The sequence below is a fragment of the Rhizobium sp. CB2179 genome (assembly GCF_057653455.1).
Genome location: NZ_CM172781.1, coordinates 1,586,561 through 1,600,441 on the forward strand (window position 1 = coordinate 1,586,561; position 13,881 = coordinate 1,600,441).

13 protein-coding genes are annotated in these 13,881 nt (G+C 60.9%); 5 read left to right on the top strand and 8 right to left on the bottom strand.

Annotated features, from left to right (window positions below; translation table 11 throughout):
- Positions 1–41 precede the first annotated feature (41 nt).
- Both AC244Q_RS07950 and AC244Q_RS07955 read left to right on the top strand, forming a co-directional pair.
- Positions 42–296, top strand: coding sequence for a hypothetical protein (locus AC244Q_RS07950; protein ID WP_244432251.1), 255 nt, complete (start codon positions 42–44; stop codon positions 294–296).
- The gene (locus tag AC244Q_RS07955) at positions 293–952 is read left to right on the top strand and encodes a peroxiredoxin (protein ID WP_003538881.1); all 660 of its coding nucleotides are present in this window, start codon (positions 293–295) and stop codon (positions 950–952) included. The genes AC244Q_RS07950 and AC244Q_RS07955 overlap by 4 nt, the downstream gene beginning before the upstream one ends.
- A gap of 67 nt (positions 953–1,019) precedes the next feature.
- On the opposite strand, the gene AC244Q_RS07960 is transcribed toward AC244Q_RS07955, so the two are convergent.
- Both AC244Q_RS07960 and AC244Q_RS07965 read right to left on the bottom strand, forming a co-directional pair.
- Positions 1,020–1,790 (bottom strand): gamma-glutamyl-gamma-aminobutyrate hydrolase family protein, encoded by a 771-nt coding sequence (locus AC244Q_RS07960; RefSeq protein ID WP_017993734.1) that lies wholly within the window; start codon positions 1,788–1,790, stop codon positions 1,020–1,022.
- Positions 1,791–2,034: 244 nt separating this feature from the next.
- Complete coding sequence (locus AC244Q_RS07965) at positions 2,035–2,757, bottom strand: glutathione binding-like protein (RefSeq protein WP_128405739.1); 723 nt, start codon at positions 2,755–2,757, stop codon at positions 2,035–2,037.
- Positions 2,758–2,978: 221 nt separating this feature from the next.
- Here AC244Q_RS07965 and AC244Q_RS07970 point away from each other — a divergent pair, with 221 nt between their 5' ends.
- Both AC244Q_RS07970 and AC244Q_RS07975 read left to right on the top strand, forming a co-directional pair.
- Positions 2,979–3,935, top strand: coding sequence for a lytic transglycosylase domain-containing protein (locus tag AC244Q_RS07970; protein ID WP_017993735.1), 957 nt, complete (start codon positions 2,979–2,981; stop codon positions 3,933–3,935).
- 92 nt (positions 3,936–4,027) lie between these two features.
- Positions 4,028–4,984 (top strand): NAD-dependent epimerase/dehydratase family protein, encoded by a 957-nt coding sequence (locus AC244Q_RS07975; RefSeq protein ID WP_206641034.1) that lies wholly within the window; start codon positions 4,028–4,030, stop codon positions 4,982–4,984.
- 87 nt (positions 4,985–5,071) lie between these two features.
- Here the strand turns inward: AC244Q_RS07975 and AC244Q_RS07980 are convergent, their stop codons facing one another.
- The 6 genes from AC244Q_RS07980 to AC244Q_RS08005 form a co-directional block, all read right to left on the bottom strand.
- Positions 5,072–6,337 carry a glycerate kinase type-2 family protein gene (locus AC244Q_RS07980; protein WP_128405737.1) on the bottom strand — a complete coding sequence of 422 codons (1,266 nt, stop codon included), beginning with the start codon at positions 6,335–6,337 and terminating at the stop codon, positions 5,072–5,074.
- A gap of 138 nt (positions 6,338–6,475) precedes the next feature.
- Complete coding sequence (locus AC244Q_RS07985; protein ID WP_017993738.1) at positions 6,476–7,873, bottom strand: dipeptidase; 1,398 nt, start codon at positions 7,871–7,873, stop codon at positions 6,476–6,478.
- A 17-nt stretch (positions 7,874–7,890) separates the two neighbouring features.
- Positions 7,891–8,949 carry an ABC transporter ATP-binding protein gene (locus AC244Q_RS07990; RefSeq protein ID WP_128405736.1) on the bottom strand — a complete coding sequence of 353 codons (1,059 nt, stop codon included), beginning with the start codon at positions 8,947–8,949 and terminating at the stop codon, positions 7,891–7,893.
- A gap of 7 nt (positions 8,950–8,956) precedes the next feature.
- Entirely contained in the window at positions 8,957–9,748 is a 792-nt protein-coding gene (locus AC244Q_RS07995; RefSeq protein WP_128405735.1) for an ABC transporter permease, read from the bottom strand.
- On the bottom strand, positions 9,745–10,569 hold the full coding sequence (locus AC244Q_RS08000) for an ABC transporter permease (protein WP_012757205.1): 825 nt from the start codon (positions 10,567–10,569) through the stop codon (positions 9,745–9,747). Before AC244Q_RS08000 ends, AC244Q_RS07995 begins: the two co-directional genes overlap by 4 nt.
- Before the next feature lie 131 nt (positions 10,570–10,700).
- A complete protein-coding gene (locus AC244Q_RS08005) occupies positions 10,701–11,741 on the bottom strand; it encodes an ABC transporter substrate-binding protein (protein WP_128405734.1) in 1,041 nt (346 codons plus the stop codon).
- A gap of 73 nt (positions 11,742–11,814) precedes the next feature.
- On the opposite strand from AC244Q_RS08005, the gene AC244Q_RS08010 reads away from it, so the two are divergent.
- Positions 11,815–13,833 (top strand): adenine deaminase, encoded by a 2,019-nt coding sequence (locus AC244Q_RS08010; RefSeq protein ID WP_017993742.1) that lies wholly within the window; start codon positions 11,815–11,817, stop codon positions 13,831–13,833.
- Positions 13,834–13,881 lie beyond the last annotated feature (48 nt).

Here is a 13,881-nt window from a genome sequence, read left to right on the forward strand (position 1 = left end):
CAAGCGGCGGACGGTTCTCCTGCAGCTTTGAACGGGGACCGATGGAAAAACCATCGGTCTCTTCATCGCGCGCACTTGCCGGAAAAATAATGCCGGAGCAGGCCGGAAATCGAAAGAGCATGCCTTCGGTGATCGTGGTATATGACTTACTTAAAATCCTGGAATGGGAAGTTTTTACCTTCGGCCGGTGCGATCCTGTTGACCGCAATGTTGCTACCGCTTCCGGCGGACGGATCCCATGGCCTCGATTTGAGATAAACAACATTGAACACAAGGCTTTGGAGGGCCGACCATGAGCTTACGCATCAACGATATTGCCCCCGATTTTACCGCCGATACCACCCAGGGACCGATCAGCTTCCATGAGTGGATCGGCAGCGGCTGGGCCGTCCTGTTCTCGCATCCGAAGAATTTCACGCCGGTTTGCACGACCGAGCTCGGCGCCATGGCCGGCCTGGCCGGGGAATTTTCCAAGCGTGGCGCCAAGGTCATCGGCATCTCCGTCGATCCGGTGGAAAGCCACGCCAAATGGAAAAACGACATCAAGACCGCCACCGGCTTCGACGTCGAATATCCGCTGATCGGTGACAAGGACCTCAAGGTCGCCAAGCTCTACGACATGCTGCCGGCCGGCGCCGGCGAGAGCTCGGAAGGCCGTACGCCTGCCGACAACGCCACCGTGCGTTCGGTCTTCATCATCGGTCCCGATAAGAAGATCAAGCTGATTCTGACCTATCCGATGACGACGGGCCGCAATTTCAATGAGATCCTGCGCGCCATCGATTCCATCCAGCTGACGGCCAAGCACCAGGTGGCCACACCGGCGAACTGGAACCAGGGCGAAGACGTCATCATCACCGCCGCGGTTTCCAACGAAGACGCGATCACGCGTTTCGGCTCCTTCGATACGGTTCTGCCCTATCTCAGGAAGACCAAGCAGCCGACGGCCTGACTACTGCTTTCAAGCCATTCCTCAAGCCGCCGCGAAAGCACTTCGCGGCGGCTTTTTATTGATCAGACTAAGCGATGGCTTTATGAGCTCTCACCGCATCGCCGAATGCCTGAAACAGCGCACGATTAACAGGGTTGGTTTGCGGATCGTATTCGGCATGCCATTGCACACCCAGAGCAAATCCCGACGCGTCCTTGAACCGTATCGCCTCGATCGTCCCGTCCTCGGCAATGCCTTCGGCAACGACCCTCTCACCAAGTTCGAGGATTCCCTGTCCATGCAGGGAGTTCACCCGGATCGTCTCCCGGCCGAGGATGCGCGCAAACATCCCGTCCTCTATAAGTCGAACATCGTGACGATCGCCGAAAACGATGGTGGGGTCGGGATGGATCTCGCCGGTCTCAAGGCGCGGCATCCGGTGGTTCATGCGTCCGGGCAATTCCCGGATTTCGGGATGCAGCGAGCCCCCGGCGGCGACATTCATTTCCTGAAAACCGCGGCATATGCCGAAAATAGGAACGCCTTGCGCAACACAGGCTTCGATCAAGGGCAGCGCCAGCCCGTCACGATCCTCATCATAAGGCTCATGCTTGGGATCCGGCACCATGTTGAATCGGCTGGGATGGACATTGGCTCTGGCACCCGTCAGCAGAATGCCGTCGACGACAGCCAGCAGATCCGCGATATCGGCCAGTTTAGGATTGCCGGCAAACATCAGCGGCAACGCTTCGGCGACATCGGCCACAGCCCGCAAATTGTATTCTCCGACAAGCTGGGTCGAGAATCGGCTTTCGATGATGCGGGCGTTCCCGATGATGCCGATTACAGGTCTTGCCATTGCTTGTCACACCCCAAGTCGCAACGCCAGCTGCTACCCAAGCCGCCTGGCCCCTCGGGCAGGTGATTTGCAACGCCGCGAAACCGGAACCGGCCCCGGGCTGACTGCCGGCTCGGTTGTCACTATATGGTTATCCTTGGTCGCGATGCAGGTGCAAGAGCTTTTGCGACCGCCAAGGCAGGTCCGTAAAAAGCCTGAACAAGGCGAAGCTCGGAGAAGCGAATTTCCTTGGCCGAGCCGATGCTCAATCCGGAACGGGAAGGGCGCGCTGGTTGTAGAGGATCTTGCGGATGCGTGCCTGTTCCTCTTCTGAGAGCTTACTGTTGTCGGTGCTAAGATCGGCGCCGACCGCAAGGCCGCGCTGGACGCCAGGTCTTGCGCCGACCTCCTCGAACCATCGCTTGAAATGCTTGAACTCGTTGATGTCCTGACCCTGTGCCTGCCAGTTGACGGTCCATGGATAGCTGACGATATCGGCGATGGTGAATTCGTCACCGGCCAGATAGCGCCGGTCGCGAAGCCGCATGTTGAGAACGCCGTAGAGGCGGTTGGCTTCGTCGGTGAAGCGCCGCACCGCATAGGACTGATCGCCTTCGCGATCGCCAAGGCGACGGAAGTGACCTGCCTCGCCGAGCTTCGGCCCCTGGTTCGCCATCTGCCAGATCACCCATTGCGTAACCTCGTATTTGCCGCGCAGATCCTGCGGCCAGAATTTGCAAGTCTTCTCGGCGAGATAGAAGAGGATCGCGCCGGATTCGAACACGCTCAACGGACCGCCGCCATCGGCAGGCTCGTGATCGACGATGGCAGGCATGCGGTGATTGGGGTTGAGTTTGAGATAATCAGGCTTGAACTGGTCGCCTCGGCCGATATTGACCGACACCAGCCGGTAGGGCGTGCCGGTTTCCTCCAGGAAGATCGAGACCTTCTTGCCGTTCGGCGTCGGCCAGTAGTGGAGATCAATCATCTGCGTATCCTCGTTCGCTCGGGACTTCCTGGCAAACAGGATGCCGCTACGACCATGGCAGGTCGAATATGTTTGTTCCAAAATCGATGGCGAAATTAGAAACCTGTGACCGTCCGTGCCAACAACCGAGGTGCAGATATGGAAATGGAGAAGCGTCGCGCCTTGATCGATGGTATCTAGAATCCAGCGTCGCGATGGAAGTTCGAACCTCATGAGATCCGATGACACGCCGAAAACGTCAGTCCGACATTGGGAAGAGATTGGCCAAGGCCATGCTTTCGCTCTGTCTTCTGTTTTCCCAAGTGGACACGGTAAAGGCCCAGCCTGAGGGGAGCGTCGGGCCGGCGGCCTGCTTGTATTCGGGACCTTCGGCGTTGGGATCCGGTGAGACGCTCTGCATCCGGAAAGATAGTTTCAACCGCGATCTTTGCGTCGCGATCGAGCATTTCGCCAGCGCCAGTCACTTGCCGCCGGATTATTTCGCCCGTCTCATCTGGCGGGAAAGCACCTTTCGCCCCGATGCCGTTAGCTTCAAAGGAGCGCAGGGGATTGCGCAATTCATGCCCGGAACGGCGAAACTGCGCGGTCTCGAGGACAGCTACCAGGTATTGGAAGCCCTGCGGAAATCGGCGCAGTATCTCAACGAATTGCGCAATCGTTTCGGCAATCTCGGCCTTGCCGCCGCTGCCTACAATGCCGGCGAAAATGGACTTTCCTCTTACCTTACGTCAGGGAGATTACCTTACGAGACGCGCGGTTACGTCCTGGCAATCACCGCGCATACGGTCGAGGAATGGAAGGATAATCCGCCGGAAGACGCGGCTGCCCCGCTCGACAAGGACAAGTCCTTCCTGGACGGCTGCGTGGCGCTTGCGGAGAGACGGACGTTGAAGGACACGCCCTGGCGTCAGGAGGGTGAATGGGCGCCCTGGGGCGTCCAGATCGCCGCGAATGCGAATGTCGCGATAGTCAGGCGAATGTTTCTCGATGCCGTGCAGGATCTGCCCGCGCCCCTGAATGCGGAGCAGCCGCTGATCTTGCGCCAGCGTGATCGCAGCTTTGGTTTTCGCCCACGTTATGCTGCCCGCATCGGCCGGCAGACGCGCATGGACGCCAACAACCTCTGCAACCAGATCCGCAAACACGGCGGCACCTGCCTTGTTTTCAAAAATCGATAGCGGGCCTGGTCCAGCCCCTTGATCACGAAAAGTCCGCTTGCAGGATCACCCAAGCGCAGCATATTCAACACGGAAATGCCAAGGGAGGAACGATGATGCGGGTTTTGGTAATCGGAGCAACGGGCCATGTCGGAACCTATCTCGTTCCCCGTCTGGTGGAAGCCGGTCACGACGTCGTCACGATCAGCCGCGGCACGGCAAAGCCCTATACGGCAAACCACGCCTGGGCTGCCGTCGATCAGCGTCAGATGGATCGGGCAGCGATGGAGCAGACGGGTGATTTCGGCCCGGCCGTGCGTGGTGTGAAAGCCGACATCGTCATCGACATGATCTGCTTCTCGCTGGAAAGTGCCGAGCATCTGGTGACGGCGCTGTCGGGGCATGTCGGTCACTTCCTGCATACCGGCACGATCTGGACGCATGGCCATTCGACGGTCGTACCCACGCTGGAGGAGACGCCGAAATTTCCCTTCGGCGACTATGGGACGCAGAAAGCGGCAATCGAAACCTATCTGCTGCAGCAGGCAAGGCTTCGCGGATTTCCGGCGACCATCATCCATCCCGGGCACATTGTCGGTCCCGGCTGGACGCCGCTCAATCCGGCCGGGAATTTCAACCTGCAGGTCTTTTCAACCCTTGCCCGCGGAGAGACCTTGGCGCTGCCCCATTTCGGCTTGGAGACCGTTCATCACGTCTATGCCGATGACGTGGCGGCGATGTTCATGGATGCGATCGCCAACTGGAATGCGTCGACCGGCGAAAGTTTCCACGCGGTTTCGGAGCAGGCATTGACCCTTCGCGGTTATGCCGAATCCATGTCTCGCTGGTTCGGGCACGAGCCGAAGCTCAGCTTCGCCCCATTCGACGCCTGGGCCGAAAGTCAGACAGCTGAGGATGCGAAGGCGACCTGGGAGCATATCGCCCGCAGCCCGAATTGCTCGATCGCCAAAGCCAAACGCCTGCTCGGTTACACCCCGAGATACACCTCCCTGCAGGCGGTGCAGGAATCCGTGGGTTGGCTGGTCGGGCAGGGGCGGATCGAGACCTGATCCGCCAGCGCCGCGCGTAGCGGTCGGCTGCTTTTATTTTACGCAATTCCGGACGGGAAACCGCTTCGCACTTTTCCTGAAATTGCTCTAACAGATCAGGATAGCCCTGAAATCATTGACATTGGTTCCGGTCGGGCCGGTTTCGAAGAGATCGCTGGTGGCCGCAAAGCCCGAATAGCTGCTATTGCCGTCGAGCAGCCGGCGCGGATCGAGCCCGGCGGCGCGCAAGCGCCTTGCCGTGCTGCCATCGACAAAGGCGCCGGCATTATCCTCCGAGCCGTCGATCCCGTCCGTGTCGGCGGCGAGGACATGAATGCCCTCCTGTCCGTCGATCGCAAGCGCCATGGCGAGCGCGAATTCGCCGTTGCGTCCGCCCTTGCCACCCTTGGTTCTCAGCGTCACCGTCGTCTCGCCGCCGGAAAGGATGACGACCGGCTTCGGAAACGGCCGGTTCCGGCCCGACACTTCGCGGGCGATGGCCGCATGCACCAGCGCCACGTCGCGCGATTCCCCCTCGATCGCATCCGAAAGAATGGCCGGCTCGATCCCCTGCGACTTCGCCAGGGCGGCGGCGGCCTCCAGCGAGACGCCGGCGGAGGCGATGATGTGATGCGCGTGCCGCAAGAAGACCGGATCGTCCGGCCGCGGTGCATCGGCCTTCGGCGAGTTCAGATGGTCGAGTGCTGCCTGCGGCAGCTGCAATTCGTATTGCCTGATGATCTCAAGCGCATCGTGCCGTGTCGAACCATCGGGCACGGTCGGCCCGGAGGCGACATGAGCCGGGTTGTCGCCGGGAATATCGGAGACGATCAGGCTGACGACCCTCGCTTTGGTCGCTGCCGCAAGTCTGCCGCCCTTGATGGTGGAGAGATGCTTGCGCACGACATTCATCGCCGAAATCGGCGCGCCCGAGGCAAGCAGCATTTCGTTGAGCGCGATCTCGTCTTCTAGGGTCAGCCCGTCCGGTGGGGCGGGCAGCAGCGCCGAGCCGCCGCCGCAGATCAGCGCGATCACCAGATCGTCTTCCGTCAGCCCGTTCACCGTCTCGGTCAGCCGCTTTGCGGCGGCAAGGCCAGCCGCATCCGGCACCGGATGGGCGGCCTCGATAATCTCGATGCCGCGTGTCTCGCAGCCATAGCCGTAACGGGTGACCACCACACCTTCGAGCGGCCCGTCCCAGACGCTTTCGAGCGCCCGCGCCATCTGCGCCGCGCCCTTGCCGGCACCGATCACCACGGTCCTTCCCTTCGGCCTTTCAGGCAGATGCGCCTTGATGCCGGTCAGCGGATCGGCGGCGCGAACCGCCGCGTCAAACAGGCCTTTCAGGAAATCGCGGGGAGCGGTTATCGTCATCGGTGGTCTCTGCTGCCTCGGTGTCGATGGTGATGTGGGGCGCTTGCTGCACCATAGCCTACTGCATAATGCAGCAATTCAAAGTGTTACAGCGTCCTTTGCCGCTCTCGAAAAACCGCGCGGCGCGATACACCCGCGTCAGTCGGCGAGGGCCGCCAGGATGCGAACCCAGGATCGTATGCCTTTGTGGAAGCTGGAGAGATCGTATTTTTCGTTCGGGCTGTGGACGCGGTTGTCGAAGCGGGCGAAGCCGACCAGCAGGGCATCGCATCCGAGCCGCCGTTTGAATTCGCCGATGATCGGGATCGAGCCTCCGGTGCCGGCAAGGGCTGCTTCGCATTGCCATTCCGTCGAAAGCGCCTGAAGCGTCCTGGTGAGAAACGGACTGTCTATCGGCATGACGGTTGCCGGCGAAAGCCCGTAATCCCTGAAGCTGACCGAACAATCTCTTGGGATTCGCTCGCGCACGTGCCGCTGGAAAGCATCGCGGATCGCGTAAGGATCCTGTCCCTCCACCAGGCGAAACGAAATCTTGGCGCTCGCCTTTGCCGGAATGACCGTCTTAAAGCCTTCGCCGGTATAGCCGCCGCTCACGCCGTTGATTTCGCAGCTCGGGCGCGCCCAGATCTGTTCGAGGACGGAACGGCCTGCCTCGCCGGCCGGATCTCTCAGGCCGATATCGCGAAGAAAGGCCTTCTCGTCGAAGGGCAGTCTCTTCCACAGCGCCTTGATGGAGTCGGGGAGTTCTTTCACGTCATCATAGAAACCCTCGACCGCGACGCTACCGTCGGCGCGCCGCAGGCTCGAAACGATATCTGACAGTACCTGCAGCGGATTGCGCGCGGCATTGCCGAACATGCCGGAATGAAGGTCTTGATCGGCGCAGGTGATCTCGATTTCCGTGCTGAAGATACCGCGCAGCATCGTCGTGACGGCAGGCGTTTCGCGATCCCACATATCCGTGTCGCAGACGAAAACCGCATCGGCCTTCAATTCTTCTGCCGTGGTATCCAGAAAGGGTGCGAGGCTCGGACTGCCGGCCTCTTCCTCACCTTCGAACAGCACGCTCACCTGCACTGGCAGTTTCCCGGTGACACTTTTCCAGGCGCGGCAGGCTTCGACGAAGGTCATCAACTGCCCCTTGTCGTCGGACGCACCGCGCGCCACGATCGCAGTGTCGCCGTTTGGCAAGGCTTCCATGCGCGGCTCGAACGGATCGCTCTTCCACAGCGCCAGCGGATCGACCGGCTGGACATCGTAATGGCCGTAGAACAGCAGATGCGGTCCGGACGCCGCCTTTTCATGGGCGACGACCATCGGATGGCCGGTCGTTTTGCGCACCGATGCTTCGAAGCCGATGTCCGTTAGGTCTCGGCTCAGCCATTCGGCGGCAGTGCGGCATTGTTCGCGATAGGCCGGATCGGTCGAGATGCTCGGAATGCGGATCAGGTCGAAAAGCCGCGCCAGGCTGTCATCGAGGCTCCGGTCCACATGGGCAAGAACGGCATCGATATGCTGATTGTTGGCACTGGTCATCGTTACTCCTCAGCGGCTCAATCTTCCGGGTCGAGAATGCAGCATTGCTCGGCCACGGGTGTCAACACGGCGGACGCGCCCGTTTCCAGCGGGTCGGACAGCGCGCCATTGGCGGTGATCTCTCCTGCGGCTGTCATGCATTTATACTGATAGGCCCGGCCGAGATAGGTGCGCGTGCCGAGCACGGCCGCGATGCCATCACCGTCACGGCTGACGGCAAGACCGTCTGCACGGCAGGCCAGTATGAAGTCGTCCTTGATTGGCCCGAATGTTTCCTGAGACAGCTGCAGCCGCGCTCCGCCCGTTGTTTCGGCGGTCACAAGCGCGCCGTTGCGCGCGGTCACCTTCATGCCGATCAGGTTCTCGAAGCCGACGAAGCGGGCGACGAAAGCGTTGGCCGGCTGGCGATACAGCACCTCCGGTGCGTCAAGCTGCATGATGCGCCCGGCATTCATGATCGCAACCCTGTCGGAGATCGAGAATGCCTCCTCCTGGTCATGGGTGACGTAAAGCGAGGTCGTGCCGTTGGCGCGCTGGAGCTGCCTGATCTCGACGCGCATGTCGATCCTGAGCTTTGCATCCAGGTTGGAAAGCGGCTCGTCGAACATCAGAAGCGGCGGCTCGATGACCAGGGCCCGGGCGAGAGCCACACGCTGTTTCTGGCCGCCTGACAGAGCCGACGGCAGGCGGTCGGCGAGGGCGGCAAGTCCGACACGCTCCAGCATGGCCATCGTTCTTTTCGTCCGTTCCGGCAGGGGAATACGACGCTGCCTCAGGCCGAAGGCGACATTGTCCTGCACGCTCAGGTGAGGAAAAAGCGCGTAGTTCTGAAAGACCAGGCCGATGTCGCGCGCATGTGCGGGGAGGCCGGTCAGGTCGCGCTCGCCGAGCTTGATGCTGCCGCTGCTCGGCTGCAGAAAGCCGGCCACGAGGCGCAATGTCGTCGTCTTGCCGCAGCCGCTGGAGCCGAGCAGGGAGACCAGTTCCCCGGCCATGATTGAGATCGACAGGTCTTTGAGCACCTGCGTGCTGCCGTAATGGGCGGAGATGGAATCGATGGTGAGGGATACGGTCAAGAGCGTTCTACTTTGTCAGGAAGGTGAGGCCGAGCGTGGCCTCGACGACAGCCATGACGCCGACTGTCACGAACATCAGCAGTACCGATACCGACGCGATTGTCGGATCGAAGAATTGTTCCATATGCGCAAGGATCTGGATCGGCAGCGTAGAGATGCCCGGCCCCGTCAGGAAGACCGAAACCGACACGTCGTTGATCGAGGTGATGAAGGCGAGGATGAAGGCGGCAATGACCCCGGCGCGGATGTTCGGCAGGACCACGGTCAGGAAGGTTTTCAGCGGCGGGCAGCCGAGGCTGATCGCCGCCTCCTCGACGGAAAAATCGAAGGCCGCCAGGCTGGCGCCGACGACACGCACCGAATAGGGCAGGATCAGCAGGGCATGGCCGACCAGCAGGCTGATGAAGATCGGCAGCCCGAGGCCGATCGTCACCGATTTCATCAGCGAAAAGCCGAAGACGATCTCCGGCACCAGGATCGGCAGCACGAAAATGGTGGAAAGCCAGCGCGGCAATTCCACCCGGTAGCGGTTGATCGCATAGGCGGCCGGGACGCCGATCAGCAGGGACAGCGCCGTGCCGAAAAAGGCGACCTGCAGGCTGGTGATCGCAGTCGTGCGGAAGGCCTCGATTTCGAAGATATTGACGAACCACCGCAATGTCAGGCCCTGCGGCGGGAAGGTCAGGTAGGTCGTATTGCTGACGGCCGCACCGATGATGATGACGAGCGGTGCGAGCAGGAAGAAGAAAACGCAGGCCGCGAAGGCGGCGAGGATCGGGTGAACGCGCCTGTCCATCACACCGCCATCGGATTGAGCCGGCGTGCGATGCGGCTCATGATGAGGACGACGCCGAGCGTCAGCACCACCATGATGGCGGCGATCGTCGATGCGCCGACCCAGTCGAAAGTCACCATGGCGCGCTGGTAGAGAAAGGTCCCCATCATCATCTGTTTTTCTCCGCCAAGCAGTTGCGGTGTCGCATAGGAGGTGAAGCTGCCGGTGAAGACCAGGACCGCGCCGACGATGAGGCCGGGCGTCGCGAGCGGCAGGATCACCTGAAAGAATGTCATCAGCGGTCTCGCGCCGAGCGAGGCGGCGGCATCGATCAGATCGCGCGGGATGCCTTCAAGCACCCCGACGAGCGTCAGGATCATCAGGGGAACGAAGAGATAGACCATGGCGACGATCACCGAGCCTTCGGTGTAGAGCATCGAAAGCGGCTCCCCGATAATGCCGGTCGAGATCAGCATGGCGTTCAGGATGCCGTTTTTCCCGAGAATGATCAGCCATGCGAAGGAGCGGACGACAACACCGGTCAGCAGCGGAAAAACCGCCGCGATGATCATGATGCTCTTTGCGCGACCAGGCATCTGCGCGATCACATAGGCGGTGAGGAAACCCACGGTGAGGGAGATCGCCGTCGTGACCAGGGCGACCTCCAGCGTCCGATAAAGAACCGCCCGCCGAAAGCCGCTGCTGAAGAATGTCACATAGGGCGCAAACACGCCCTTCGGCTCCGCAAACGTCGCCGCGATGGTGATGGCCACGGGAACGATGAGAAGCACAACGACCGCAATCGTCGCCGGCATCGTCAATCCCCACCTGGCAAAATGCTTCATCTTAAAACTCGTGGCATGTCCTGATATCGGAAGCGCCGCATCTCGGATGCGGATGCGCGGCGCTTCCATGTCTGGCCCAGGTCTGGCCCAGGACTGGCAATAAACCGGCCTCAGGCCGGATATCGCGCAGCTTACTGACCGAAGACTTCGTTCCAGCGATCGATCCAGTCGGCCTTGGCAGCGTTCATCTTGGCATAGTCGATTCGGGTAAGGCTCGCGACCATATCCGGGCCATAGGTCCAGATCTTCGCCTGGTCCGGCGTCAGGCTGACCTTTGTCGAGATCGGCGCATCGACGCCTTGTTCGGCTTCGGCCTGCTGGACGTCCTTTGACAGGATGAAGTTGATGAACTGATGGGCGAGTTCGACATTTTCCGAACCCTTCGGGATGTTCACGGTGTTCAGCGTGGCGATGTCGCCGTCCTTGAGCTTGGCCCATGTCATCGTCGGAACGGCCGCCTGCATCGATGCCAGGGTAAAGTCCTGGGCCAGCGCAACGCGAACTTCGCCTGTTGATATCAGGTTCACCAGCTCCGAGCCGGTGTTGTAGTTCTTGACGACATTGGGCTTAAGTGCCTCGATTTCCGAAAAGGCCTTGTCGGCGTCTTCATAGGCATCGGTGCCGCCATGCTTGCCGGCTTCCAGCACGACCAGCGGGCCGGCCGTAGTGGTGATTCCGGGCAAGGAGACGGAGCTTTTCAGATCGCCGCGCCACAGGTCGCCCCAGGCGGTGATCGGCGGATTGACCTTGGCGGAGTCGTAGACGATGCCGACGCGTCCGATCGTGTAGGCAGGCCCGTATTTGCCCTGAGGCGCCTTGCCCAGCTCGTAGATATCCGCAAGGTTGGGGATCTTCGACGCGTCGACTTCCTGGAACAATCCCTGTTCGATGCCGAGCTGCGAGAAGCTGTCGGTGAGATAGATGACATCGACGCCTTTGCCATCGCGCAATTTCAGCTTGTTGAGCCGGTCGGCATTGTTGCCGGTCTCGAACACGATCTCGCAGCCGCAGATCTTCTTGAAGGGCGTGATGATGTTCGCATTCATCTTCTCGCCGTTATAGCCCCACCAGGAGATGGTCAGCGTCTTCGATTGCGCCTGTGCCGCCGCGGTGCTGCCGACGGCGGCAAGCAGCGCAAGAGACAGGATTCGGGCAAAACGGCTGGCTTTCATGAGCAATGTCCTTCTGTGAAAAACGGCGTTGATAATCGGGATCATACCCCCTGGATTTTAGGGATACTATTTTTTGATCGGTCGGGTCGCAAGCTCAATACTTGGGCAAATACGCTCTTGTGCCGAGAATTTTCCAAGACCGGAGCATCGCTTTACACATCGGCGTGTGGTCTTTACGGTCCGGCGGTTCCAGCTTCTCACGGGCATTTCATTCATGGCCACTTCGCGCACTGCTCTTCCCGACGATCTGCTGATCAACGCGTCCGACGAGGTGCTGACGCGCCAGGATCTCGTGCTGACGGCGCTCGGACGCCGGCCCGCCGACAGGTTGTTGCGGGTCGGCAGGTTGCTCGATGTCCATTCGAGGACATGGCTCGACGATCAGGAGATCGTCATCAAGGGCCGCCGCATCGCCTATGTCGGCCCCGCCGGCAGTTACGCAGGCGAGGTGAACGAGCGGTTCTCCGAGCCGGATCTTGCCGCCGTGCCGGGCTTCGGCGAGGCCCATAAACATATTGAAAGCTCTCATCTGACGCCTGAGTGGGAGGCGGCTCTGGTGATGCCGCATGGCGTGACCTGGACATGCGAGGCGAGCCACGAATTTTCCAATGTCAACGGCGCACGCAACCTCGAATTCTGGCTGGAAGCGCGCCGGCGCGGATCGCCAATGAAAATCTTTCCTCTGCCTGGCTCCGCCGTCCCGCCGACCGCCTATGAATGGGGTGGCGGCTGGTTCGGCTACGATGAGCAGAAAGCCTTCCTATCCGAGAGCCTGATGGTCGCCGGGCTCGACGAGGTCATGGACTGGCCGTCCATATCCGATCCCGGCAATCCCTCCTACGATCGGCTGTGGGGCATGATCGGCGCGACCTTCGAGCAGCGCGGTGTGGTCGAAGGCCACGGTGCCGGACTGCGCGACATCGCCTCGATCAATGCCTTTGCCGCGGCAGGTCTCGCCTCCGATCACGAAGGCTGGTTTCTCGATGAAATCTGGCAGAAACTTCTCCACGGCCTTTTCATCGAGCTCAGGCCGCATTCCCTGCCGGAGGTCATCCGCGGTCTGATCGACAAGGGACTGACGGACTGGTCGCAGATCGCCCTGGTGACCGACGATCGCAGCGCCTCGGACACACTGAAAATCGGTGCGACCGACCACAATGTCCGGCTCGCCATTGAAAACGGCCTTGCGCCGGAGGTTGCCATCCAGTGCGTCACCCTCAATCCGGCACGCCATATGCGGCTGACGCCTTGGGTCGGATCGATCGCGCCGGGCCGCTTCGCCGATATTGTTCTTCTCAGCGACGTCGCCAGCCTGTCGATCGAAAAGGTATGGGCCGACGGGCGTCCTGTGTCCGAGGGCGCGACATTCATTGGCGTGCGTCCCGAAATCGACTGGCCGCAATGGGCGACGCGGACCGTGAAAATAGACCGGACGGTCACGGCTGACGATTTCCGCATCGAGGCGCCGACGAACCGGACCACGGTGAACGCAGCACTTTTGCGGCCGTTTCACTGGCACGACGATTTCATTACCATGGAATTGCCGGTGGAAGAGGGCGCCGTGCAGCGGGATCCCGCGCGCAATGTCACCAAATTCTCGATTGTCGACCGGTTCTCCGGGGAGGCCAAGGTCTCCAGGATGTTTTGGCTGGGCACCGGGCCGCGCACGCCGGAGACGGCGCTTGCCTCCACGCTCGGGCACGACAAGCACAATATCTGGACGGTCGGCTCATCGGACGAGGCGATGGCGATATCAGTCAATGCCCTGAACGAGCAGCAGGGCGGCTGGGTGCTGATATCCGCCGGCAAGATTCTCGCCCGCGTCCGCTACGAAATCGGCGGCCTGATGACGGCGCGTTCGGCCGAAGTTCTCGATGCGGAGATGCAGGCTCTTTATGCCGCCGGTGCCGGGATCGACTGGATGTACGAGCCGACATTTTCGCCTCGATGGTGGCCGGGATTTCCCGAGCGCCTGTCGTTTGCGACGCTGACCTGTTCGCCCTGGCGCTGGGTGCTGGTCGCGCCCTCGGAGCTGGCGCCGCAGGGGTTCGTGAACGTGCTCACCGGCAAAACCCATCCGATTGTCTGGTGACATTGCCGCCCGCTAAATTTCCACCTGATTGATCTTCTTACTGCAACA

Excerpts from the sequence above, each read along its gene's own strand:
- AC244Q_RS07950 (WP_244432251.1), top strand. The coding sequence starts at position 42 with ATGGAAAAACCATCGGTCTCTTCATCGCGCGCACTTGCCGGAAAAATA.
- AC244Q_RS07955 (WP_003538881.1), top strand. The coding sequence starts at position 293 with ATGAGCTTACGCATCAACGATATTGCCCCCGATTTTACCGCCGATACC.
- AC244Q_RS07960 (WP_017993734.1), bottom strand. The coding sequence starts at position 1,790 with ATGGCAAGACCTGTAATCGGCATCATCGGGAACGCCCGCATCATCGAA.
- AC244Q_RS07965 (WP_128405739.1), bottom strand. The coding sequence starts at position 2,757 with ATGATTGATCTCCACTACTGGCCGACGCCGAACGGCAAGAAGGTCTCG.
- AC244Q_RS07970 (WP_017993735.1), top strand. The coding sequence starts at position 2,979 with ATGACACGCCGAAAACGTCAGTCCGACATTGGGAAGAGATTGGCCAAG.
- AC244Q_RS07975 (WP_206641034.1), top strand. The coding sequence starts at position 4,028 with ATGATGCGGGTTTTGGTAATCGGAGCAACGGGCCATGTCGGAACCTAT.
- AC244Q_RS07980 (WP_128405737.1), bottom strand. The coding sequence starts at position 6,337 with ATGACGATAACCGCTCCCCGCGATTTCCTGAAAGGCCTGTTTGACGCG.
- AC244Q_RS07985 (WP_017993738.1), bottom strand. The coding sequence starts at position 7,873 with ATGACCAGTGCCAACAATCAGCATATCGATGCCGTTCTTGCCCATGTG.
- AC244Q_RS08000 (WP_012757205.1), bottom strand. The coding sequence starts at position 10,569 with ATGAAGCATTTTGCCAGGTGGGGATTGACGATGCCGGCGACGATTGCG.
- AC244Q_RS08005 (WP_128405734.1), bottom strand. The coding sequence starts at position 11,741 with ATGAAAGCCAGCCGTTTTGCCCGAATCCTGTCTCTTGCGCTGCTTGCC.